The 25,496-nt window shown below is 27.2% G+C and carries 24 protein-coding genes; 17 read left to right on the top strand and 7 right to left on the bottom strand.

The genetic code is table 11. The features are described from left to right. The 16 genes from rimM to VJI93_RS02380 all read left to right on the top strand — a co-directional run bounded on the left by rimM (position 1) and on the right by VJI93_RS02380 (position 19,427). Positions 1 to 501, top strand: a complete 501-nt coding sequence (gene rimM, locus VJI93_RS02455) for a ribosome maturation factor RimM (protein WP_323999000.1) — start codon at positions 1 to 3, stop codon at positions 499 to 501. After that, positions 494 to 1,186, top strand: a complete 693-nt coding sequence (trmD, locus tag VJI93_RS02450) for a tRNA (guanosine(37)-N1)-methyltransferase TrmD (RefSeq protein WP_323998998.1) — start codon at positions 494 to 496, stop codon at positions 1,184 to 1,186. The genes rimM and trmD overlap by 8 nt, the downstream gene beginning before the upstream one ends. 58 nt (positions 1,187 to 1,244) lie before the next feature. Next, on the top strand, positions 1,245 to 1,592 hold the full coding sequence (rplS, locus tag VJI93_RS02445; protein ID WP_004833379.1) for a 50S ribosomal protein L19: 348 nt from the start codon (positions 1,245 to 1,247) through the stop codon (positions 1,590 to 1,592). Between the two features lie 53 nt (positions 1,593 to 1,645). Beyond that, the gene (locus tag VJI93_RS02440) at positions 1,646 to 2,932 is read left to right on the top strand and encodes a replication-associated recombination protein A (RefSeq protein WP_323998996.1); all 1,287 of its coding nucleotides are present in this window, start codon (positions 1,646 to 1,648) and stop codon (positions 2,930 to 2,932) included. Position 2,933: 1 nt separating this feature from the next. Beyond that, positions 2,934 to 4,319 (top strand): asparagine--tRNA ligase, encoded by a 1,386-nt coding sequence (gene asnS, locus VJI93_RS02435; protein WP_323998994.1) that lies wholly within the window; start codon positions 2,934 to 2,936, stop codon positions 4,317 to 4,319. 233 nt (positions 4,320 to 4,552) lie between these two features. Beyond that, positions 4,553 to 5,167: a helix-hairpin-helix domain-containing protein gene (locus VJI93_RS02430; RefSeq protein ID WP_323998993.1), complete on the top strand. Its 615-nt coding sequence runs from the start codon at positions 4,553 to 4,555 to the stop codon at positions 5,165 to 5,167. Positions 5,168 to 5,176: 9 nt separating this feature from the next. Next, positions 5,177 to 6,235, top strand: a complete 1,059-nt coding sequence (gene selD, locus VJI93_RS02425) for a selenide, water dikinase SelD (RefSeq protein WP_323998991.1) — start codon at positions 5,177 to 5,179, stop codon at positions 6,233 to 6,235. A 28-nt stretch (positions 6,236 to 6,263) separates the two neighbouring features. Continuing rightward, positions 6,264 to 7,652, top strand: a complete 1,389-nt coding sequence (gene selA, locus VJI93_RS02420) for an L-seryl-tRNA(Sec) selenium transferase (RefSeq protein ID WP_323998989.1) — start codon at positions 6,264 to 6,266, stop codon at positions 7,650 to 7,652. A gap of 1 nt (position 7,653) precedes the next feature. Next, entirely contained in the window at positions 7,654 to 9,558 is a 1,905-nt protein-coding gene (gene selB, locus VJI93_RS02415) for a selenocysteine-specific translation elongation factor (RefSeq protein ID WP_323998988.1), read from the top strand. A gap of 9 nt (positions 9,559 to 9,567) precedes the next feature. Beyond that, complete coding sequence (locus tag VJI93_RS02410; RefSeq protein ID WP_323998987.1) at positions 9,568 to 10,257, top strand: response regulator transcription factor; 690 nt, start codon at positions 9,568 to 9,570, stop codon at positions 10,255 to 10,257. Between the two features lie 12 nt (positions 10,258 to 10,269). Further along, the gene (gene pheS / locus VJI93_RS02405; protein WP_324009203.1) at positions 10,270 to 11,292 is read left to right on the top strand and encodes a phenylalanine--tRNA ligase subunit alpha; all 1,023 of its coding nucleotides are present in this window, start codon (positions 10,270 to 10,272) and stop codon (positions 11,290 to 11,292) included. A gap of 10 nt (positions 11,293 to 11,302) precedes the next feature. Next, positions 11,303 to 13,669, top strand: a complete 2,367-nt coding sequence (gene pheT, locus VJI93_RS02400) for a phenylalanine--tRNA ligase subunit beta (protein WP_323998984.1) — start codon at positions 11,303 to 11,305, stop codon at positions 13,667 to 13,669. A 13-nt stretch (positions 13,670 to 13,682) separates the two neighbouring features. Continuing rightward, positions 13,683 to 14,201: a cell division protein ZapA gene (locus tag VJI93_RS02395; protein WP_323998983.1), complete on the top strand. Its 519-nt coding sequence runs from the start codon at positions 13,683 to 13,685 to the stop codon at positions 14,199 to 14,201. Positions 14,202 to 14,207: 6 nt separating this feature from the next. Then, positions 14,208 to 16,562: an endonuclease MutS2 gene (locus VJI93_RS02390; RefSeq protein ID WP_323998981.1), complete on the top strand. Its 2,355-nt coding sequence runs from the start codon at positions 14,208 to 14,210 to the stop codon at positions 16,560 to 16,562. A 9-nt stretch (positions 16,563 to 16,571) separates the two neighbouring features. Beyond that, positions 16,572 to 18,308, top strand: coding sequence for an arginine--tRNA ligase (gene argS, locus VJI93_RS02385; protein WP_323998979.1), 1,737 nt, complete (start codon positions 16,572 to 16,574; stop codon positions 18,306 to 18,308). 6 nt (positions 18,309 to 18,314) lie between these two features. Continuing rightward, the gene (locus VJI93_RS02380) at positions 18,315 to 19,427 is read left to right on the top strand and encodes a tetratricopeptide repeat protein (RefSeq protein WP_323998978.1); all 1,113 of its coding nucleotides are present in this window, start codon (positions 18,315 to 18,317) and stop codon (positions 19,425 to 19,427) included. 213 nt (positions 19,428 to 19,640) lie between these two features. Here the strand turns inward: VJI93_RS02380 and VJI93_RS02375 are convergent, their stop codons facing one another. Continuing rightward, entirely contained in the window at positions 19,641 to 19,970 is a 330-nt protein-coding gene (locus VJI93_RS02375) for a hypothetical protein (RefSeq protein ID WP_323998977.1), read from the bottom strand. 187 nt (positions 19,971 to 20,157) lie between these two features. Here VJI93_RS02375 and VJI93_RS02370 point away from each other — a divergent pair, with 187 nt between their 5' ends. Next, positions 20,158 to 21,132, top strand: coding sequence for a tyrosine recombinase XerC (locus tag VJI93_RS02370; protein ID WP_323998974.1), 975 nt, complete (start codon positions 20,158 to 20,160; stop codon positions 21,130 to 21,132). A 181-nt stretch (positions 21,133 to 21,313) separates the two neighbouring features. Here the strand turns inward: VJI93_RS02370 and VJI93_RS02365 are convergent, their stop codons facing one another. The 6 genes from VJI93_RS02365 to VJI93_RS02340 form a co-directional block, all read right to left on the bottom strand. Further along, positions 21,314 to 22,531, bottom strand: coding sequence for a site-specific integrase (locus VJI93_RS02365; protein WP_323998972.1), 1,218 nt, complete (start codon positions 22,529 to 22,531; stop codon positions 21,314 to 21,316). 80 nt (positions 22,532 to 22,611) lie between these two features. Then, a complete protein-coding gene (locus VJI93_RS02360; RefSeq protein ID WP_323998970.1) occupies positions 22,612 to 22,815 on the bottom strand; it encodes an excisionase in 204 nt (67 codons plus the stop codon). A 440-nt stretch (positions 22,816 to 23,255) separates the two neighbouring features. Next, on the bottom strand, positions 23,256 to 23,486 hold the full coding sequence (locus tag VJI93_RS02355; protein ID WP_106083821.1) for a helix-turn-helix domain-containing protein: 231 nt from the start codon (positions 23,484 to 23,486) through the stop codon (positions 23,256 to 23,258). Next, positions 23,483 to 23,905, bottom strand: a complete 423-nt coding sequence (locus VJI93_RS02350) for an RNA polymerase sigma factor (RefSeq protein WP_323998969.1) — start codon at positions 23,903 to 23,905, stop codon at positions 23,483 to 23,485. The genes VJI93_RS02355 and VJI93_RS02350 overlap by 4 nt, the downstream gene beginning before the upstream one ends. Positions 23,906 to 24,243: 338 nt before the next feature. Next, on the bottom strand, positions 24,244 to 24,411 hold the full coding sequence (locus VJI93_RS02345; protein ID WP_323999119.1) for a cysteine-rich KTR domain-containing protein: 168 nt from the start codon (positions 24,409 to 24,411) through the stop codon (positions 24,244 to 24,246). A gap of 90 nt (positions 24,412 to 24,501) precedes the next feature. Continuing rightward, positions 24,502 to 25,491: a BtrH N-terminal domain-containing protein gene (locus VJI93_RS02340; RefSeq protein ID WP_323998967.1), complete on the bottom strand. Its 990-nt coding sequence runs from the start codon at positions 25,489 to 25,491 to the stop codon at positions 24,502 to 24,504. Between the last annotated feature and the right edge of the window lie 5 nt (positions 25,492 to 25,496).

The raw sequence follows: 25,496 nt of genomic DNA, 5'->3' as shown, positions 1-25,496 counted from the left end.
ATGGAATTTATTGAAGTTGCAAAAATTATAAATGTTCATGGAATTAAAGGTACTGTAAAAATTTATTTATTAACTTTTGATATTGATAGATTTAAAGCTGATTGTACATTTTATATTGATAAAAAAATAACTGTTACAATAAAATCTGTAAAAGAACTAAGTACTGATCTTGCTTTATTAACTTTTAATGAATATGACAATATAAATCAAGTGTTGGAATTTAAAAATAAAGGACTTTTTATTGAAGAAAGTGATTTATTAGCTCTTCCTGAAGATGAGTATTATATATACAAGCTAATAGGAATTGATGTATATAATCAAGATGGTAAATTTATTGGAAAAATAAAAAATGTTTTGACAACATTGGCTAATGATGTTTATGAAATTGATTATAATGGAAAAAATGTATATGTACCAGCAGTAAAAGAGTTTATAAAAGATGTTGATATTAATAAATCAATAATGAAAGTAAATATAATAGATGGTATGTTAAATGATTAAAATTACAATTTTAACTTTGTTTCCAGAGTTTATTGATTCAATAAAAAATTATGGTGTTTTAGGAAAAGCTATTGAAAAGGGAATTATTGAACTTGAAATTTTAAATATCAGAGATTTTTCTAAAGACAAACATAATAAAGTTGATGATGAAATATATGGTGGTGGAGCAGGTATGTTGATGACAGTTCAACCTGTTTTCGATGCTATAAACTTTAGTAAAAAAGATAATTCTAAACTTATATTTCTATCTCCGCAGGGAGAAGTTTTAACACAAAATAAATGTAAAGAGTTATCTAAAAAAGAACATTTAATATTTTTATGTGGACATTATGAAGGTATTGATTCTAGAATTATAAATAATTATGTAGATGAAGAAATTTCTGTAGGCGATTATGTTGTAACAGGAGGAGAAATTCCGGCTATGTTACTTATGGATGCTGTTTGTAGGATGGTGGATGGAGTATTAGGTAATTCAGATAGTGCTTCTACGGATTCGCATTATAATAATTTGTTACAATATGACGTTTTTACAAGGCCTCGAGATTTTAATGGAATTGAAGTTCCAGAAGTTTTACTTAGTGGAAATCACAAAGAGATTGAAAAATGGAGAGAAGAATCTTCATTAGAAAATACAAAGAAAAAAAGACCTGACTTATATGAAAAGTACATTTTAAAAAAGAAATAGGATGTTCCGCTAGTTTATATAAAATAAATTAAGAACATTGATATTAGGAGGAATTATTGTGGATATAATAAAACAAATTGAAAATGAACAATTAAGACAAGAAAAATTTGATTTTAATGTTGGTGATACAGTTGTTATTGGATATAAAATCAAAGAAGGAAACAGAGAAAGAGTTCAAGCTTTTGAAGGAACTGTAATTAAAAAACAAGGAAAAGGATCAAGAGCAACTTTTACTGTAAGAAGAGTATTACAAGGAGTTGGTGTTGAAAGAACATTCCCAATTCATTCACCAAGAATTGAAAGTTTAAAAGTAATTAGACGTGGTAAAGTAAGACGTGCAAAATTATATTACTTAAGAGATAGGGTTGGTAAAGCTTCAAAAGTTAAAGAATTAAAGAAATATTAAAAATTAAGTACCTCGAGTTTTCGAGGTACTAATTTTATAGAAAAGAGGAAAATATGGATTTATTTAAAATGAATTACAATTTATTTTCTAAATTATCAAAACCATTGGCTGAAAGAATGAGACCAAATGATTTATCTTTTTTTATTGGTCAAGATAATATAATAAAAAATAATTCTGTGCTAAAAAACATGATAAAAAATAATAGATTTTCGTCAATGATATTATATGGTCCGCCAGGTTCGGGTAAAACATCACTTGCAAATATTATTTCTAGTAGTACTGATAATTATTTTGTAAAAATTTCTGCGGTTACATCTGGGACAAAGGAAATAAAAGAAATAATTGAACTTGCAAAAGATAATTTATCAATGTATAATAAAAGGACTATATTATTTATAGATGAGATACATAGATTTAATAAAATGCAACAAGATTTTTTATTAGAATTTGTTGAAAAGGGAGATATAGTATTTATTGGTGCAACTACGGAAAATCCTGCTTATGAAGTAAATAACGCTTTATTATCAAGAGTTATTGTTTTTGAATTACAAGCACTCAGTTTTGAAAATTTAAAAGATATAATTGACAATGCTATTTTAAATGATGAAATTTTAAAAAATAAAAAAATAAACTACACCAAAGATGGTATTAGCTATCTAATAAAAATGTCAAATGGAGATGCGAGAACTGCTTTAAATTATCTTGAACTAATTATTGATAATATTGAATCTGAAGATAAAGTTATTTCTGAAGATAAAATCAAGAATATTCTTGATAAGGTAAAAGTATATTATGATAAAAATTCAGATAAACATTATAATTTTATTTCTGCTTTTATAAAATCAATGAGAATTGGAGATCCTGATGCTGTAGTTTATTATTTAGCATCAATGTTAATATCTGGTGAAGATATCAATTTTATTGCTAGAAGAATGATCATTTTTGCATCGGAAGATATTGGAAATGCAAATCCAAATGCATTAATTTTAGCAAATTCTTGTGCAGAATCTGTAAAAAAAATAGGAATGCCTGAAGCAAGGATTATTTTATCACAATGTGCTATTTACCTTGCTTGTAGTGAAAAAAGTAACACATCATACTTAGCTATAGATAAGGCATTAAAATATATTAAAGAAAATGGACTTGAAGAAGTTCCTAGCTTTTTACAAACTTCAAGAACAATCTCTAAGAAAAATGAGGAATACAAGTATCCTCACAACTATGAAAATATGGTTACAGGTCAAGAATATTTACCTGAAAAAATTAAAGATTTAAAATTTTATAATCCAAAAAATATTGGATATGAAAAAAAGTTTTTTGATAAATTAGAGGAGGAATAGAATGTTTTTACTGAAAGATATTTTTGCAAATGAAGAAAATTATATTGATAAAGAAATTGAAGTAGCGGGTTGGATAAAAAATAGTCGTTTTAATAATAATATTGGGTTTATAGAGCTTAATGATGGAACTACATTCAAGAGTATTCAGATTGTTATTGAACCAAAACTAGACAATTTTCAAACTATATCAAAATTACTATTACCTTCTGCAATTATAGTTAAGGGGAAGGTTGTTAAAAGTCTAGGTGGAAAACAAAATTTTGAAATTAATGCTTCTGAAATAGTAATTGAAGGAGAATCCACTGATAAGTATCCTCTTCAAAAGAAAAGACATACATTTGAGTTTTTAAGAACTATACAACATTTAAGACCAAGAACAAATACATTTAATGCCGTTTTTAGAGTTAGATCAATTTTAAGCTATGCTCTACATAAGTTCTTTTTTGAAAGAGGATTTGTTTATGCACATACTCCAATTATAACAGCAAGTGATGCAGAAGGTGCTGGAGAAATGTTTAGGGTTACAAATTTAGATATAGATGATCTACCAAGAACAAAAAGTGGAGAAATTGATTTTACTCAAGACTTTTTCTCAAAACCTACAAATTTAACTGTTAGTGGTCAATTAGAAGGCGAAGCATTTGCAATGGCATATAGAAATATTTATACATTTGGACCAACATTTAGAGCTGAAAATTCAAATACTACTAGACATGCAGCTGAATTTTGGATGATTGAACCAGAAATAGCCTTTGCTGATTTAACAGATGTTATTAAATTGTCAGAAGATATGGTTAAATATATTATTAAATTTGTTTTAGAAAATGCACCTGATGAAATGAAGTTTTTTAACGATTTTATAGATAACGGATTGCTCGAAAGATTAAATTCTGTTGTTAATTCAGAATTTAAGGTTATGACATATACTGAAGCAATTGAAATATTAAAATCATCTAAAGAAAATTTCAAATACCCAGTTGAATGGGGAGTTGATTTGAAAACAGAGCATGAAAGATATATCTGTGAAAAAATCGTAAAGGGTCCTGTATTTTTAACAGATTATCCAAAAGAAATTAAAGCGTTCTATATGAGATTGAATGATGATAATAAAACTGTTGCAGCAACAGATATGTTAGTTCCAGGTATAGGAGAACTAATAGGAGGAAGTCAAAGAGAAGAAAGACTTGAAATATTAGAACAAAAAATGAAAGATTCAAATATGAATATTGAAGATTATTCTTGGTATTTAGACTTAAGAAGGTTTGGTGGAACAAAACATGGTGGTTATGGATTAGGATTTGAAAGGATGTTAATGTATCTAACAGGAATGCAAAATATAAGAGACGTATTACCTTTCCCAAGAACAGTTGGTCTATGTGAGTTTTAATATAACAATTTTGTTGAAATGAGGTGCAATTTGCATCTCATTTTTAGTAATTATATGTAAGATAAATCTTATATAACATGATTTTATAAAGAATAGTTATCATAATAATTATATAATATATTAAAAATTTTTAATATATTATATCTTTAGTAATTAAAATTAGATTTTTTTGTAATAATATGTTATAATTATAATGTATTTTTATTTCGTAATTGCAATAATTGAGGTGTGTTATGTTAAAAAATAAAAAAGATATAATTTTAATTGGATGTATGTTTTTAGGATTAACTTTTCTTGGATTTGGTTATAAATATCTAACATTTAATAGCCAGAAAAAAGTTGTAGAAAATATTAATAGTGAGAATAAACAACAGAAGGAAGATGATTCTTCAGAAAACAACAAACAAATCTCTGAAATATATGTACATATTGATGGAGAAGTAAAGAATCCTGGTGTATATAAGATGAAAATAGGAGATAGAGTTAATGACGCAATTCAAGCAGCTGGAGGATTAACTGAAAATGCTGATAAAGGCAGAATAAATTTGGCTACAAAACTAAGAGATGAAATGAAAATACATATTTCAAAAATTGGAGAAACTAATAGTGATTTAAGTAATGAATCAAAAGATGATAACTCTGACGGAAATAATAGTAAATTAATTAATATTAATACTGCAAGTAAAGAAGAGCTTTGTAAATTAACTGGAATAGGGGAGAATAAAGCAAAACTTATAATAGAGTATCGAGAAAAAAAGAAGTTTACTAAAATTGAAGATATTACAAAGGTTTCAGGTATAGGAAAGAAAACTTTTGAAAAGATTAAAAATGATATAACAGTAGATTAGGAGAAATAAATGAAAGATATTGATATAAAAAATATAAAATTGACTTCATATGCAAAAACTTCAGGATGAGCTGCCAAGGTTGGTCCAGATATTCTGGACGAGGTGTTATCTGGATTGGATAATAAAACTTCTATAAATAATAAAGATTTACTAGTAGGAATAGAAACTTCTGATGATGCTGCAGTATACAAAATAAATGATGAAATGGCATTAATAGAAACATTAGATTTTTTTACTCCAATAGTTGACGACCCTTATACTTTTGGTAGAATTGCTGCTGCTAATTCTCTTTCAGATGTTTATGCTATGGGTGGAGAACCAACTATGGCTATGAACATTGTATGTTTTCCAAATTGTTTACCACCAAAGGTTTTAACAGAAATCTTAAAGGGCGGTCTTGAAAAAATGAAAGAAGCAGAATGTTTACTTATTGGTGGACATACAGTACAAGATGACGAACCTAAATACGGATTAAGTGTTTCCGGTTTTGTCCATCCTAATAAAGTTTGGAAAAATTCTTCGGCTAGAGTTGGTGATATTCTAATTTTAACAAAGCCGTTAGGACTTGGTATAATAAACACTGCTATAAAAGGTGGGGTTGCAACTGAAGAAGAAATGGCAGATGCTGTCAACACAATGGAAACTCTTAATAAATACGCGAAAAGAGCTGTAGAAAATTATACAATTAATTCTTGTACTGATATTACCGGATTTGGATTAATGGGTCATTGTTATGAAATGGCCAAAGGATCTAATACTACTTTTATTCTTGATAGTTCAAACTTGCCTGTATTAAAAGGTGCGATTGATTATGCTAATATGGGACTTATCCCTAAAGGATGTTATGATAACAAAAACTTTGTTGGAAATAATTATAACGTTGAAAATGATATTGATGAAGCACTTTTAAATGTAATGTTTAATCCGGAAACTTCAGGAGGACTTCTAATTACAGTTCCTGAAAATGAAGTTAAAGATATTTTAGATAACTTAAAAGATATTCCAACAAGATTTGCAGTTGTTGGTAAAGTTGTTGAAAAAACAGAAAAATATTTAACTGTGATATAATTAAATAATTTATATAATGGAGAAAATTATGAATTTATACAAAATGATACCAAAAGTTGACCAAATTTTAGATAATGAATTAATTAAAATTCTTTTAGAAGAAAATTCTAAAAATTTAGTTATGGAGTCAATTCATGAAGAACTAGATAGTATACGAAGCAAAATTTCAAATGGTTGTGATGAAAAAATTATATCAAATAAGATTGAAAATTTAATTGAGAATATTAGGGAAAATTTAATGAACAAAAAAATATTTAGCCTTAGAAATGTTGTTAATGCATCTGGAGTTGTAATTCATACTAATTTAGGAAGATCTGTTTTAAATGATGAAATTTTTGAAAATATTAAGAAAGTTTCAATTGGATATTCCAATCTTGAGTATGATTTGAAAAAAGGTGAACGTGGATCAAGATATTCCCATTTAAGTGAAATTATAAGGAAAATTACTGGAGCTGAAGATTGCATGGTTGTAAATAATAATGCAGCAGCAGTTATGTTAATATTATCAACGATGGCAAAAGGTAAGAATGTAATTACAAGTAGAAGTGAACTTGTTGAAATTGGGGGTTCTTTTAGAATTCCAGATGTTTGCATAGAAAGTGGGGCAGTGCTCAAGGAAATAGGAACAACTAATAAAACACATCTTAGTGATTATGAAAATGCAATTGATGAAAATACAGCTGCGTTATTTAAAGTTCATCAAAGTAATTTTAAAATTTTAGGATTTACTGAATCTGTGTCTTCATTTGAATTAAATAGTTTAAAAGAAAAATATAATATCCCTATTATTGAAGATTTAGGTTCTGGAGTGCTTATAGATTTATCTAAATATGGATTATCTTACGAGCCAACCGTACAAGAATGTATTAAAAATGGAGTTGATGTTGTGAGTTTCAGTGGAGATAAATTACTGGGTGGAGTTCAGGCAGGTATTATCGTTGGAAAGAAAGAATATATAGAAAAGATGAAAAAGAATCAATTAACTAGAGCTTTAAGAGTTGATAAATTTACATTATCAGCTCTAGAGTCTGTATTTTCATATTATATTGACGAAGAATCAGCTATTGCAAAAATACCAACACTAAATATGTTAACTGCAAAAGTTGAAAAACTATATAATAAAGCTCAAAAACTTATAGAATGTTTGGGAAAAAGTAATGAATTTTCTTATGAAATTATAGATATTGATTCAGAAGTTGGTGCAGGTTCACTACCAACTCAAAAATTGCCATCTAAGGCTGTAAAGTTGATTTCAGAGTCATTTACTGAAAATGAATTAGAAGAAAAATTACGAAATAATAAAATTCCTATAATCACAAGAATTTACAAAGGAAACTTAATTTTTGATGTGAGAACTATTTTTGAAAATGAATTTTGTATAATAAAAGATGCATTAAATTCATTAATAGGAGAATAATATGGATAATAAGAAAAATATTATCGTTGGAACTGCAGGACATATAGATCATGGTAAAACAACTTTAATAAGAGCTTTAACTGGAAGAAATACTGACAGATTAAAAGAAGAACAAAATAGAGGTATATCTATTGAATTAGGCTTTACTCATTTTGACTTAACTGATGAACTTAGAGTTGGAATTATTGACGTTCCTGGCCATGAGAAGTTTATAAAAAATATGTTATCCGGCGTTTGTGGTATGGATATGATTATTTTAGTTGTAGCTGCTGATGAAGGAATGATGGCTCAAACCAAGGAGCATTTGGATATTCTAAATTTAATTGGTATAAAAAATGGAATTATTGCTTTAACAAAATGTGATTTAGTTGATAAGGATTGGATAGAGCTTGTTAAATTAGATATAGCTGACGAAGTTTCTAGAACATTTTTAGAAGATGCTAAAATAATAGAAGTTTCTTCAACTGAAAAAACAGGAATTGATAAACTAAAAGAGGAAATAATTAGAATTGTAGATACTTTACCGGAAAAAGATTTAAATACAAATTCTAGATTATATGTTGATAGGTCCTTTTCAATAACTGGCTTTGGTACTGTTGTTACAGGAACGTTGATTTCAGGAATATTAAATCTTGATGATGAAATTTGGGTTTATCCATCAAATAAATTAACAAAGGTAAGAAATTTACAAGTACATGATAATAATGTTAATACTGCTTATTCTGGACAGCGTGTTGCTGTAAATCTTGCAAATATTAAAAAAGAAGATGTCTCAAAGGGTTCAGTACTAGTTCCAAATAACACTTTTACTGAAAGTAGTATTATAGATGTTAAATTAAAGACAATTAATCTACCTTTTGAAATAACTAATAGAACAAGATTTCATTTGTACTTAGGGTCAAGCGAGGTTTTATGTAGAGCAATCCTATTAGAAAACGAAGAGTTGGAATCTAATAAAGAATATATAGTTCAATTAAGATTGGAAGAACCTATTATTAGTAAAAGAAATGATAAATTTATATTAAGACTATTTTCACCTCTTTATACTGTTGGTGGGGGATATATAATTGATTCTAATGCTACTAAGAAAAAAAGATTTAATAGTTATGATATAGAGCAAATTAAAACTCTTGATAATTGCAATTTTAAAGAATATATATATAATTATATCGACAGATTTAGTGATAAATTTTATTTTGAAAAAAATTATTATAACTTTTTATCAGATTCAGATAAAAATATTTCAAAACTCATTGATGAACTAATTTATGAAAATAAAGTTATTTCATTCGGAAATACTTCTGATAGACTAATTTTGTCAGATAGATTTATTGAAAAATTAATTAAAAATATAACTAAATTTATAAAAGATTTTCATGAAAAATATCCTAAAAGAATTGGGATTTCAAAAGAGACAATAAAATCAAAATTTTTTGATTTATTAAATGGAAAAACAAAAAATGAATTTATGAATTACTTAATTTATGATAAATTCAAAGTTTCAGATGAATATATTTCTACTTTAGATTTTAATGTTTTACTAGATGATGAAGATTTTAAAAATGTTCAAAATATAAAACATACATTTAATTCAAATAAATTTTCAATTGTAAATTTTGAAGATTTTAGTTTAAATATGAATATTGAACATTTTAAAGAACTTATTTTGTATTTGATAGGTAATAAAGAGGTTGTGAAATTAGATTCAGGTTATATGCTTAAAGATAATTATGACTTGGCTGTAAATATGATTAGAGAATTTATTATAAAAAATGGAACTATTTCCGTTTCAGATGCAAGAGATTTATTAAATTCAAATAGAAAATCAACTATGGAATTGCTTGAATTTTTAGATAAAGAAAAGATAACTTTAAGAAAAGATAATGAAAGAATATTGGTGAAATAGGAGAAGATTATGAAATTAAAAATATTAATGGCTTTACCTACGGATTCACAAATAAATGACTTAATGTATTCGATGACAGAAGATGAAAATTATGAAATAACAACTTCTAATAATATCGAAGATACTATTATTTTAGCTGACCAGAAAAATTTTGATATGATAATTATGGATATGAATTTTAAGGATGGTACAGGATTAGATCTTAAAAGAAAATTAAATGAATTTTGTGATATTCCTACTATTGTTACTACCACTTTAAAGGATGATATGCAGAAAATTTTAATTTTTGAATATGGAGCTGATGATTATTTAATTTATCCATTTAATATTCTTGAATTAAAAGCGAGAATTAGAGCTATTATGAGAAGATTTGGTCAAAGAAGAACAGATATTGATAATTTAATTTTTGCTGATGACCTAGAATTTAATATAGTGGGTAGAACTGTAAAGCTCAAAGGTGAAGAAGTTGATTTAACAGGAAAAGAATTTGACATATTGTATATAATGGCAATAAACTCAGAAAAGATTTTTAGCAGAGAAGATATTGCAAAAACCGTTTGGAAAGAAGAACATGTTAGTGATTACAGAAAGATTGATGTTCATATTAGGAGATTGAGAGAAAAGATAAATATAGGCGATGTTACCTACATTCAAACTAAATGGGGAGAAGGCTATTATTATAAAAAATTACAAGGTTAAATAGGAGTAAGTATGAAAGAATTAATTAGTAATTTAAGAGAAAAAATAATAAATGAAATTAAGAATAGTATAGATAAAAATTCTTTAGAAGAACTTAGAATTAAGTATTTAGGTAAAAAAGGTGAATTTACAAGTATTCTAAGAAATATGGCTAATGTTTCAAAAGTAGAAAGACCAAGAATAGGAGAACTTATAAATTTAACTAAACAAGAAATTGAAAATATAATAAATGAAAAAATTGAAATGTATAATAAACTTGAATTAGAAAAAAGAATAAAGGAAGAAACTATTGATGTTACTATAAACAAAAAATTCATTGATATAGGACATAGGCATCCTTTAAATAAAACTATGGAAGATTTAGAAAATTTCTTTATTTCAATGGGATTTTCTGTAATTGAAGGCCCTGAAATTGAAACAGTAGAAAATAATTTTAATAAACTAAATTCTCCTATGGATCATCCATCAAGAGATATGTCAGATACTTTCTATATCAATAAGGATTTATTGCTAAGAACACATACTTCACCAGTTCAAATTAGAACAATGATGACAACAAAACCACCTATAAAAATGATATCTGCTGGTAGAACTTTTAGATTTGACGAAGTTGATGATACTCATTCACCAATGTTCCATCAAATTGAAGGACTTGTAGTAGACGAAAATATTAATATGAGTAACTTAATTGACACACTTAATACATTTATTAAAGAATTTTTTGGAGAAGATATGAAAACAAGATATCGACCTCATTATTTCCCATTTACTGAGCCAAGTGCAGAAGTAGATGTTTCTTGCTTTAATTGTAAGGGTAAAGGATGTACAGTTTGTAATGGTACAGGATGGAGTATGGAATTATTAGGTTGTGGAATGGTACACCCTAATGTTTTAGAAGCTTGTGGAATTGATTCAAAAAAATATTCAGGTTTTGCATTTGGAATGGGAATTGATAGGATTACTATGGTAAAGCATAAAATAAATAATATAAGATTATTATATGATAATGATAAAAGATTTTTAGAACAATTTTAAGGGGGATTATATGTTACTACCAATTAAATGGGCAAAAGAATATGTTGACATTAATGATGAGATAATGGACATATGTGACAAAGTAACACTTACAGGTTCACATGTTGAATCTATTGTAAAATTAGGAACTAACATTGATAATATAGTAATAGGCAAAATTATTGATATTTATAGACATGAGGATTCTAATAAATTATGGATTACAAAAGTTGATTTAGGAAATGAAATAGTTCAAATTGTTACAGCTGCACAAAATCTAAAACAATGCGATTTTGTTCCAGTCGCAAAAGTTAACTCTACTCTTGCTGATAATACAAAAATTCAAGAGGCTAAATTGGCTGGAGAAATTTCTCAAGGTATGTTTTGTAGTTATAAAGAGTTAGGTTATCCAGATTCTATCATTCCAAAGGATTATAGGGATGGGGTACTTAGGATTTTTGACGATAATATTGTTTTAGGTACCGATATTAGAGATATTTTAGATTTAAACGATATTATTGTAGAATTTGAAATAACCCCAAATAGACCAGATTGTCTATCTATCGTTGGTATGGCTCGTGAAATAGCTGCAAGTCTTAATAAAAAATTAAAGCCAATTAATTTTATTGATATTAAAAAAATTGAAAATAAAAGTCAATTAAATATTAATATTCACTCAGAAAATTGTAGAAGATATTCTGCAAGTATTGTAAAAAATGTAAAAATAGAGGAATCAGATAGAAAAGTTCAAAACTATCTATTAAATTCTGGTATAAGACCTGTAAACAATATTGTAGATTTAACAAATTTCTTGATGTTGGAATTAGGTCAACCTCTACATGCTTTTGATTTAGATAAATTAGAAGGTAATATCGCTATTAGAAACGCTATAGAAGGAGAAAAAGTAGTAACTCTAGATGATGTTGAAAGAACTCTTTCAAGTGAAGATATGTTAATATGTGATGATGTAAAACCTATTGCTATTGCTGGTATTATGGGCTTAAAAAATTCTGAAATTGATGAAAATACAAAAAATATTTTAATAGAGTCTGCTTATTTTACAAAAAAGGCTATTAAATCTACATCAAAAAGATTGGGGTTAAAATCTGAAGCATCAATAAGATATGAAAAAGGATTGACTATTAATCATACAATGAAAGTTCTATCTAGATTTTTGTGTTTACTTGAAAAAAATGTTGAATGTAAAATTGATTCTGTTTTCGATGCAAAAAAAGAAAAAACAGTCAATAAAGTAATTCAGTTTGACTCTAATCTAGCTAAAAGATTATTAGGAGTTGATATAAAAAAATCTGATATTGTAAAATACTTAGAATTATTGGAAATAAAGACGGAGGTAAAGGGGAATACTATTATTTGCACTATTCCATATTTTAGAACAGATTTAGTTATTCAAGAAGATATTGTAGAAGAGATTGGTAGATTATATGGATTTTCTAATCTTAATCCTAAACCTATTTTAGCTCCAAATACAATTGGTAGAAAAAGTAAAAAAAGAATTTTTGAAGATAAGATTAAAAGTATTTTATTAAATTTGGGGTTATCTGAAATTACAACTTATTCATTTATTGGTGGAAGTATTATTGGAAAAGCAAAGATGAATACTAAAAATACAGTTAAAATTTTAAATCCACTGGGAGAAGAATTTAGTATTATGAGAAAGTCCTTAATACCAAATGTAATTGATGTTTTATCCAAAAATTTGAATTATAAAAATGAAGATTTATTAGTTTATGAACTTGGTAATACATTTCACACTATTACGAATGATAAAGTACCAATTGAAGAGAAAAAAGTGGTTATAGGCTGTTATGGGAAATATGATTTTTATTATATTAAAGATATTATAGTAAATTTACTATATGCATTAAACATTTACAATTTAGAATTTGTTAAAAATAGTTCAATAGAATATTTTCATCCAGGTATATGTGCAGATATATTAATAAACAAAGAAAAAATCGGAGAAATCGGACAAGTTTCATATGGTGTTTGTAAGAATTTCTATATAAAGAAAAATATATTTGTTTGTGAAATAGATATCGAAAAAATTAGAGATAAAGCAAATTTAACAAAAATCTATGAGCCATTAATCAAGTATCCTGCTGTTAAAAGAGATTTAGCAATAGTAGTTGATAAGGATGTAGATAGTGGAAGCATTGAAAGAATATTCAAAAATAATTCTAATAATATATTAAAAAATATTGAACTTTTTGATATATATACCGGAAATCAAATTGATAAAAACAAAAAATCAATGGCTTATAAATTGACTTTTCAATCTAAAGACAAAACTTTAGTTGATGAGGATATTAATACTATAATTGATAGTATATTAACTGATTTAAAAAAAGAATTAGGAGCATATTTAAGATTTTAATTAGGAGAATATTATGGATACCAATAGAATTAAAGTAAATATTGCTGGCAATGTTTACACAATTGTAAGTGAAAAAACTAAAGAAGAAGTTGAGGAAGTTGCAAAATTTGTCAATGAAGAAATAAATAAAATTACTTCTCAAAATTATTTAATAAACTCAGCTATGGCTGCAACTTTAGTGGCATTAAATATTTCAAGTGACTATTTTGATGTAAAAAAAGAGCTGACTTTGTTATCTGAAGATAGTGATTATCCCTTTAAAAAGCAAGAAGAGCTTATTAAAAATCAGAAAAAACTAGAAAGTAAGAATGAAAAATTAAATCAGATTATAAACGAATTAACTAATAAGAACAATGTTTTAATTCGTACAATAAGTACACTTGAGAAAAGATATGAAAATGTAGAAAAAATTTCTTATGATAACTTTAATGAATTAAGAGTAAAAAACGAAACAATCACAGAATTACAAAATGAAATTTTAAAAGTAAAAAATGAATACATTAAAAAAATTATTAAAAATGGAGAAGAATAAATAATAATGAACAATAAGGTATTAAAAACTTTAGAATTTTATAAAATTATAAATAAGTTATTGGATCGTTCTCAAAGTATAATAGGTAAAAAAATTATTAAAAACACAGAAGTTTCTTTTGATATAATAAAGATACAAAGACTGTTAAATGAAACGGACGAGGCCTATAGATTTATAATAAAATATGGATTACCTGGAATTTCTAATATTGATGACTTAGAAGAAGACTTTAAACTTTTAGAAATAGGACAATTTTTTACTCCTAGAAAACTTTTAGAAGTTTGGAAACTTCTTAATACTTCAAGATTTTTAAAAAATATAATTTCTGAAGAAGAATCAACTGAATATAAAAATATTTTTGAGCTTTTAAATTCTTTGAACATAGCTACTCAATTAGAAAAAGATATAGAAATCTCTATAATATCTGAAAATGAAATTTCAGATGATGCAAGTTCTGATTTAAAAAGAATAAGACGAATGATAAAATCTAAAAATGACTTAATTAGAGATAAACTTAATCAACTTATTTCAACATCAGACAAGTTAATGGATAATATTTATACATTGAGAGATGGCAGATATGTAGTCCCTGTAAGAAGTGAATTTAAAAATTCTTTTAAAGGTATTGTCCACGATCAATCTGCATCAGGTCAAACAGTTTTTATAGAACCTATGTTTGTAGTTGATTTAAATAATGATTTAAAAAAGTTAGAAATTGATGAAGAAAAAGAAATTGAAAGAATTTTAATAGAATTTTCTAAACGAGTTTTAGAAATTTTACCTGAATTAATTTCAAACTTAAATGTAATTGCCAATATAGATTTTATATTTTCAAGAGGAAAATTGGCATACGATATGGAAGCTATTAAACCTATAATAAATAATAAAGGCATAATTTCATTAAAATCGGCTAGACACCCTCTAATTGATAAAGATAGAGTAGTTCCAATTGATATTTCTCTTGGAAATAGTTTTAATACTTTAGTAATTACAGGACCAAACACTGGTGGTAAGACTGTTACATTAAAAACTGTTGGTATTTTAACTTTGATGACTCAATACGGACTTATGTTACCTTGTGCTGATAATTCAGAAGTAGCTGTATTTGATGAATTATTTGCAGATATTGGTGATGAACAAAGTATAGAACAATCCTTAAGCACATTTTCATCTCATATGAAAAATATAATTGAAATAATAAACAGAGCAAAAGAAAATTCCTTGATTTTATTTGATGAGCTAGGATCCGGGACAGATCCGGAAGAAGGTTCAGGTCTGTCAATTGCCATACTAAATTATTTTTTAGAAAAGAATATTAGAACTATTGCAACAACTCATTATAGTCAATTAAAGATGTATGCAATGTCAACTGAAAATGTTCAAAATGCCGCAATGGAATTTGATGTTGAAAAGCTAGAACCCACTTACAAATTAATCATTGGCATTTCTGGAAAATCAAATGCGTTTGAGATTTCTAAAAAATTAGGACTTAACGAAAGCTTTATTGTTAATGCTAAAAAGTTTATATCCAATAATGAGTTATCTTTTGATAAGTTAGTTAGTAGTGTTGATAGTAGACGTAAAGAATATGAAGAGCTTATTATTGAGCAAAGAGAGTTATTAAATTTTAATAAGAAAATTAAAGAAGAATATGAAGAAAAGCTTGAGAAATTTAATAAACAAAAAGAAAAAAAGATAAAAAAATTAGAAGAATATATTGAAAATTCAATATATGAAACTGAAAAATTTTGCAAAGAAACAATTAATCATATAAACAAAGCAAGATCAAAAGAACAATCTACTAAATTAAAAAAAATCTCTGAAGAAATATTAAAGAAAATGGATAAAATTAATCATTCTAAAATGATTAAAAAAGAAACTGAATCTAATATATTAAATGAACCTTTAATGTTAGGTGAAGAAGTTAAAGTTCTAAGTTTAAATGAAAATGGATATGTACAGACATTACCAGATAAAAATGGAAATTTACAAGTTAAAATAGGTATTTTAAAAGTAAATGCAAATATTAGTGATATTATTAGAATTGAAAAAGTTATTGATAATTCTAAAGAAAAAATATCTCATTCTAAAGCTACTTTTATTAAGAGTGATAAAATGTATAATAATAAGATAGATGTAAGAGGATATAATACAGAAGATGCAATTTATGAAATTGATAAATTTTTAGATGATTCTTTTATAGCTAATTTAAATGAAGTAACAATTGTTCATGGTAAGGGAACTGGAGTTTTAAGAAATAATATTTCAGATTTTTTGAGAAAACATAAATTGGTTAAGTCTTTTAGCTTTGCTAAATTTAATGAAGGTGGCGATGGAGCTACTATTGTAAAACTAAAATAGGAGAAAATTATGATAAACTTTAAGGATATAGTTATAGATACTATTTTTGATTTAGATATAAATTTAAATAAAGAAGAAATTAGAGAATTGATAGAAATTCCTCCTAATCCAGAAATGGGAGACTTCTCATTTCCATGTTTTAAATTATCTAAAACTTTAAGAAAAGCACCAAATATAATTTCTGAAGAATTGGTAAATAGAATTAATATAGATGATAGTATATTCTCAAATGTAAAAAATGTTGGACCTTATATTAATTTCTTTGTTAGAAACTCAGAATTTTCTAAAAATGTTATAAAAGAAATATTTGATAAAAAAGAAAAATATGGATCTTCACAAGATAATTTAGATAAAACTATTGTTATTGACTATTCTTCAACAAATATAGCTAAACCATTTCATATTGGACATATAAGAAGTACATTAATTGGAAATGTAATTAAAAACATATATAATTTTCTAGGATATAATACAGTTGGTGTAAATCATCTTGGAGATTATGGAACCCAGTTTGGGAAAATAATTGCTGCATACAAATTGTGGGGGAATGATGAAGAGATAAATGCTGACCCTATAAATCAATTATTAAAATTGTATGTCGATTTTAATAATCTATGCAAAACTGATGAAAAAATGTTAGAAACTGCTAGAGACTATTTTAATAAATTAGAAAATGGAGATGAAGAGTCCATTAGACTTTGGAATTGGTTTAAAGACATTAGTTTAATGGAATTTCAAAAGGTTTATGATAAATTAAAAGTTGAATTTGACTCATACAGAGGTGAAGCATATCATTCTCAATTTATTGATGATGTTGTTAAAGAACTTGAAGATAAAAATTTATTAGTTGAAAGTGATGGATGTAAAATTGTTAATCTAGATAAATATGATTTGCCTCCAGCATTAATTTTAAAAAGCAACTCCTCTAGTACTTATATAACAAGAGATATTGCAACTGCATTGACTAGAAAAAAAGACTATCATTTTTATAAAAATATTTATGTAGTTGCAACTCAACAAAAGTTACATTTTCAACAATTAAAAGCTGTTTTAGAAAAAATGGGATATGAATGGGCAAAAGATTGTATTCATGTTTCATTTGGCATGGTAAGTGTAAAAGATGATTTTTTAGGAACTTCTGCAAAACTTAGTACAAGAGAAGGAAATGTTATATTCTTAAATGATGTACTTGAAAAAAGTGTAGAAAAAACCCTAGAAATTATAAACGAAAGAAACTGTTCTCTTGAAAACAAAGAAGAAATTGCTAAACAAGTAGGAATTGGTGCTGTTATATTTCAAGAATTATTTAACACCAGAATTAAAGATTATTCTTTTGATTGGAACAATGTTCTTAACTTTGAAGGAGAAACAGGTCCATATGTTCAATATTCTGCTGCAAGAGCTAATAGTATATTGGAAAAGAATGATTTTTATTCAAAATTAAATAGTATCGATATTTCTAAAGTTTCAGATTATGAAATGAATATAGATGAATTGTCTTTGATAAAGTCAATTTATAAATTTGAAGATATTTTATTAGATTCCGCTAAAAAATACGAACCTTCAATACTTGCAAGGTATATAACTGAAGTTGCAAAATTATTTAATAAATTTTATAATTCTTGTCCTATAAATAATCAAGAAGAGAATATTAAAGAATTTAGACTTGTACTAACATATTGTACAAGATTACTTATTGAAATTGGATTAGGACTTCTAGGTATGGATACTCCTAAAAAAATGTAGGTGAATATGGATAATTTATATAATTATTTTAGAAAATTTTCTAATAAAGTATATTTTCTTACAGTGAAAAATATTGAAATTAATGAGAAAATTTATGAAAATATTGATTTTCCAATTAGTTCAAATGTTCTTTTAGAAAATATTAAAAATAATAAATTTAATGAAAATATTAATTTATCATATTTTTTTGAAGGGATTTTATTATTAAATGGAATAGATTCAAATTTTGATAATATTAAATTTTTAAATGATTTTATAAATTCAAAAAATATTAATTTGTTAGATTTTGTCAAATCGAAAATTGATTTTAATGATAATAATTATGACACCATAATATATAATTTATTAATTATTAGAGGATTAATTAATTTAGAAAAAAATGATGATTTTATTTTAAAATTATATACTAAATATCTTTTAATGATTTTAAATTATGATAACAGTTATTATAATATATTTATTAATGAAATTAAAATTTTCTTGGCTAATCTAGAAAATAAAAATGAAGATGATTTTTTACTAAATATGCTTTATGGTGATTTATATGTAAACGAGAAATTTTACATTAAAGCTAATATATTTTATAAAAAGGCTATAACTAATTCAAACAAGAAAATTGATAATATTATCAATAAAAAAATACAAGATATTAGTGTAAAAGTTAAAATTGAAGAGCTATTACAACTGGTAGATAGATTTAAGTTTGAAGACTGTTATAAAATATTAGAAAATATTGATAATTTTAATCTAGATAAAGAAGATTCTTATTGGATTGGATATATATATAATAAATTAAACGAAAACGAAAAATCTATTGAGTATTATGAAAAATCATTGGATTTAAATGCCGATTTTTTGAATATTTTTATAGAATTAGGGTTATTATATTACAAAACTCAAAAAATCGAAAAATCGCTTGAAATTTTCGAAAAAGGACTGTCTATATATATAGATGATGAAAAATTACTATTTAATAAGATAATATTAGAATTAAAACTAAAAAAATTCAAAAACGCGAAAGAAGATATGGATAAATTGTTATTGTACGAAGATTTAGATAATTCGATAATGAATGATATATTATATTTACAAGAATTATACAAAGATGAGTTAGCGTAAATTTAAAATTTTTATAAAATATGTAAAACTATTTAAGTTTAAAACAAAAATAGAGCAGAGGTGTAATTTTAACCTTTGCTTTAATTCTTAATAATTATTTTCGCAAAATAATAGTTTTGCGAAAAAAATAGTTTAAAATTTTATATTATAAGTGTAAGAAAAATATTTAATTTAATAATCAAAACTATATTCTATTATGTTTTATATAATTTATTACTTAGGGTTATTTTCTTTAAAATTGTCTATTTCTCTTTTATCTAGGTCAATCTTATTTTTTTCTATATTTGAATTATTATCTTTTAAACTATCAGAGTTTGTATTATCTCCATTTTTAGTTTTTTTATCTTTTTTTTCATTCATTTTATTAGTATCCTCTTCATTATTCTTTGTAGGTTTTTGTTGTTCAATTTTATCTTTTTCTCGTTTTTGAAGGTTATGTTTTATAAATAATAGTGATAATGCAAAAATAATTATAGAAAATATTATAAAAACTAAAAATCTGATTGATTTTAATTCAAAAAGTTTTCTAAAATTTAATCTCATTTTAATCTCCTTTGGTATTTAATTCTATAAATTCTTAATATATATTAATAAATCACTCTTTTATATGTTATAATATATTATACCACAAAATACTATTTAAAAATACTTTTATACGATATGTTTTTAAACTAGTCTATTAGCACATATATCTAATCATAGTATATGTGTATTTCTAAGGAGAGATGATATGATACATTTTGATGATTGCCCTACTATATTAGATGACTATTTAAATTATTTGCTAACTATTAAAGGACGTTCTAATCTAACGGTTAAAGAATATTATTATGATTTAAAACGATTTTTAAAATTTATTATTATGAGAAAAAAATTATTTGGATATAATTTAAATTCAGACATAAACTCTGTATCGATATTATCAATTAATAAAAGAGATATTTCTGATATAGATATCACAGATTTACATGCTTATATTTCTTTTTGTGATTCTAATTATAACGATTCAACTAAAACAAAAGCTAGAAAAATTTCTGCAATAAAATCATGGTTTAAATATTTGTATAATACCGTTGAATTAATTGATAAAAATCCTTCAGAAAAATTTGAATTGCCAAAGTTAGAAAAAAGAAATCCTGTATATTTAACTTTATCTGAGTCAGAAAAGGTAATAAATTCTATTAAAGAGGAAAAAAATGAGTTTAACAGAGCCAGAGATTTATCTATTATATTAATATTTTTAACTTGCGGACTTAGAATTTCTGAACTTACAGGAATAAATATCGATTCTATTAAAGAGGATAAATTAAGTGTCATTGGTAAAGGAAATAAAGAAAGGACTGTATTTCTAAATGAAAATTGTCTATATGCGATAAATAGTTATTTAAAACTTAGACCAGTTACAAGAAATACGAATGCCTTATTCTTGAGCTCACATAAAAAAAGAATTTCAAATAGATCAATTCAATTAAGATTAAAAAGATATATACAATTATCAGGACTTGATCCCAAAATATATACGCCTCATAAATTAAGGCATACAGCAGCAACACTTATGTATAAATACGGGGATGTAGATATAAGAACAATACAAAGTATTTTAGGTCATACAAGTGTTGCGACAACACAAATATATACTCATTTAGATGATGAAGATATAAAAAAAGGTATTTCAAAAAATCCAATTTCAAAATTAAAAATTTAATTTTTTAATTAAACATATTACAAATTTCCCATTATCATTTTGAATATTCTTAAATGCTCGTAAAGCCTTGTTGTATAGGCTTTCGGGCGTTTTTTCTTTAGGAAGATACTTCACGTTTCTTTGTATAATCTGTTATGAATTGATGGTCAAAAGTGGTAAAAGGGTAGTAAATTCATTTCTCCTAAGCGACTAAATGCCTTGCTTGCTGTTCTTTCTCCAAGCGTTTCATTTCTTCCATAGCCGAATTGCAGGTCGCATGTGCATAATAGTTTAGTGTCATAGTTATATTTGCATGTCCCATAATATATTGCAAGGCTTTGGGATTCATGCCGGCATTGGCACAGTTGGTACAGAATGTATGTCTAAGTGTGTGCGGTGTGATATGTGGCAATTTTTCCTCATGGTATTTGTTGTATTTTTTAATGAGGTTTCTCAATATGCCGTTAAAATCACATGCTGTTTTAGGATAGCCTTTTCTGTTGAGAAAAAGAAAATTGCTGTATCTGTCAATTTCAACACACTTTCTGCCACCTTGTTTTGCCAATACTCTTTTCAATGCCTGATAGGTAGCTTCAACCATTGGTATTTGTCGCTTACTGCTTTTGGTTTTGGGCGTTTCGATGTAATATCCAAGTTCCGTGTTTCTTAATAACTGGTGGTCAACTGAGATAAGATGATTTTCAAAATCCAAATCTGAAACAGTCAGACCGCATAGCTCTGAAATGCGAAGTCCAGTTTTTAATAGCACCAGAATTTCATCATAATTCTTTTGATATATTTTATCGGTCTTTGCAAAATCAAGCAGTCTTGTTTCCTGTTCTGATGTTAATACCATTTTAGGAACAGTATCATCATCAATAACGGTATTAAGCTGAAAATCAAAGGGATTCTTTCTTACATAATCATCTTGTATCGCAATGTAAAATGAAGCTCGCAGTGACCTCTTATAGTTATTGATGGTTGAATAAGCAAAGCCGTTTTCGCTCATTCTGATAGCCCATTCTTTAGCGTCAGACGGTTTAATGCTGTCTATGCTTCTTGCTCCCAGCTTATCGTTTTTCAAAATTTCCATCAGATATTTACGCCCATTTTTTGTATTTGCTTTTACATTAGGACGTTGGAAATTTTGCTTAGCATAAAGCTGGCAAAGTGTCATCTTCTTGCCGACAATATCAATCCCATCTTGAACATCTTTTTGTATTTCTGCAATTCTTTCACGTAATGAGATACAATCCCGTTTACCTGTTGGAACTCTGTCCGTAGCCACAAGCTTCCATGAATAGATAAACTGTGTTTCTCCAAATGAATCTACATATTTGTATAAGTATCTTCCGTCTTTTCTCTGACTCTCTCCAGTCCTCAAAATCCGACCTTTATGGTCACGCCTTTTTTGTGACATGCTATCTGCTCCTTTCCTGTATGGAAAGAGCCTTGATACGACTTAATACTATTATACCATACATATTCAAGACCCTTACACTATATGACATCTAATGTATCTATTACTTTTTCAAATTGTTTTCGCTTAATCTGAATCCTGTTTCCGTTCATAATCAGCCAGCTTGCATTTTTATTTTCCTCTGCTAAACGACGTAGTTTATTTTCACCGATACGGAAATATTTAGCAGCTTCTTCAATCGTCAGCGTGTAGCGTTCCCAGATTGGAACATCAACTTGATTCATGAAATCAGTCCTCCTTTCAAATTTTGTTTTACAAGCAGTCAAACAGCCTTAGCAAGGCTCACGGGAATCTCACCCCTGCATGGTTCTCATGTAGCCGTACTCATTGCCTGCGACGCTTCTAACGCTCGGACTGTGACTATACGGGAGTATCATTATGTCAATAAGAAAGTCATGGCAATCATCTTGCTAATGATGATTTATGGAATGCCGGTAGGAATCGCTCGCTGTCATTTCTGACAGGTCATGGCGTATCGGTTCCATCAGCTCGCTTCTTACCGCAACGTATTTAACCGCTTTATTCAGTTTTCAAAGAACATAGGGGCTTATTCGCCTGCAAAAACATATAAAAGGATATATGCTTTGGCAGAATAACAAACCTCTCCAGTCGGGAAGCGTGGAAACAGAAACATCATCACGCTTCCACGAAAAGAGAGCGTGTGTCACTTGATTTCAAATGACAAAATCTTTGTAATCAGTCTTGTTTCCATTCGTCCACGCAAAACCTCATCAACAACCATGCTTTGATTTCCGTATTCATCTTTCATCAGACGCAGGGAGCGTTTTGTCATATATCCCCGATAGTGCCGGATAATCTGATTGATTGCTTCCGCATTGCCGTCAGTAGCCTTTACAATGAGAGGAAAGGGAACAAGAGAATAATTCTTTTTCATTCTTCAAATTCCTCCATAAACTTTTTCATCATGGCAAGTCCGCTGGTTCTGTGTCGGTAAACAGTGGAACGGTTAAGTTTCAGCATGTCAGCAATTTCTGAATCGCTCATATCCATAAAATAGAACAGGAGCAGAATATTCCGTTTATTGCTTGGTAAATTCCGCAGTGCTTCGCTTAGCAGGTCATTCTCAATACCAATGGATATGCCGTTCAGTGTGAAAATCTGAAAATCCGTTGAATAACTGTCTGCTGTTGCAAACTGGCTAACAAGATAATCGCCAATTTCCGAAAAGGACACTTCATGCTTTGCAAGTCTGGAAAGCTGTTTGAAATAGTCTTTTCGTTCATCTTCCATAGCTCGTTTGCAGATATAGTCAAACTGATTTTCTATCGTTGCCTGAAAAGATGATAGTTTCATGTTCTCACCTCCTTTCTCTGGATTGAAAGGAAGTGAGTTTTGCTCCTTTGCCTCCTTTCACTCTTAGTCCCGACGTGAAAGGGGGATTTGTTGCATTGCCGGTCAAAAACTTTTCAGATAAATAAAAAACACACAAACAGATTGCTCTCTGTTCATGTGTCTTGGCAGTGTTAATTATATTATTGGGAAAAGCGAAAAACCACGGAGAATTATTTTGTGTAGATGGTGGTGTGTCACCCTTGCAAATAATCGCCGTGTAAAATCGGCTTGTAATATATTTTTTTCATAGCAATTCTCCTATACAAAAGAGCCGACAACATAAGATTTTATATCTTACATTATCGGCTCTGCGTCTTTGCGTCTGGCTCTTTAATTATGGTTACTTTTAATTCTTTTATATTGACTAAAGTTTCTAATTTACACTTAGGACAATAAAGAGGAAAATTTTTTAATTCAGTATCTTTTCGTAGTTTTATTCGAGTTTTACTTTTGCATATAGGACACAATACCCATTCTGTCGCATTCAATTATTACCTCCATGAATTCTCCTTGGAATTTTATAAAAATACTTTTCAACCCATCCGTCAATGCTTTCTTTATTTATAGCTGTACACATTTTCTAATATCTGCATAGCTTCCTTTTCTTGTACCGAGATTTCTTTCATCTTTTTTGAAGCTTCTAAAATATAGTTTCTGTTTTTGGTATCAGATACTTTTTTAAATAGAGCAATAACTTCTTCCCAATTCTTAGCAATCTCCACAAAGGTTAAGTAAGCCACTTTAATATTATCATTATTTGTTAAGTCAAAGGCTTCTTTTAGAAAATCACGATATAGATTTCTAAATATTGCTCCACCTGTTCCTGCCTTTTCCATTAACATAGCAGTCATTTTAAAATCTTCTTCAATACTCTTTGAACTGTCAAACCACCTGATGATTTCATCACTTGCTTTATAAATGCCCTTATATGTCAGATTCTTTATCGGCGGGTTTAAATATGTTACTGCATTATTGTGTATTGCAGTTAAAACAGCCGTTTTTATGGGTAATACTTCTGTTTCTTTTTCAATTGTATAAAACAAGTTTTTAGATGACATAGAACCTTTTTCACTTCTTGCCTGCTCTAAACTCTCTAAAGAACTGCTTACTTCACACCCTTGTTGAGCAGTATCCACTAAAAAAGCATTTTTATCATCGTATCCGATTATAGCGACATAGTGTCCCACAAAGTGAATTGGATTAGTAAAATATTCCAAGTGATAGCAATCTAATTTCAGACCAACTGCCTTACCTCTATCCAACAATCCCTTGACGGATTTCCATGCTTTATCTTTTGAAGAAGTTTCCTTCACATCAAGTTTTAATCCTAAATTTTTTGTGATATTTTGTGTTAATAAATCAGGTTTAATTCTCCCGCCTATAAACGGCATATTCATGGATTTCATATTCCAAAGAGTAAATCCCAGACCTTCTCCCAAACCAAATAACATCGGCTCACTTAATTCAACACCAAGCTGATTCAAGAGAGTTCCTGTTGCGGTAGATTCACAGTGCTGTCCTATGAACGGTTTTATATCTAACTTCATATACC

Origin of the sequence: Parvimonas sp. M20 (assembly GCF_035282425.1) — a bacterium.
Classification (GTDB): Bacteria; Bacillota; Clostridia; order Tissierellales; family Peptoniphilaceae; genus Parvimonas.
Note: the sequence above shows the minus strand (reverse complement) of the source record. Positions and strands in the feature narration are given on the sequence as shown.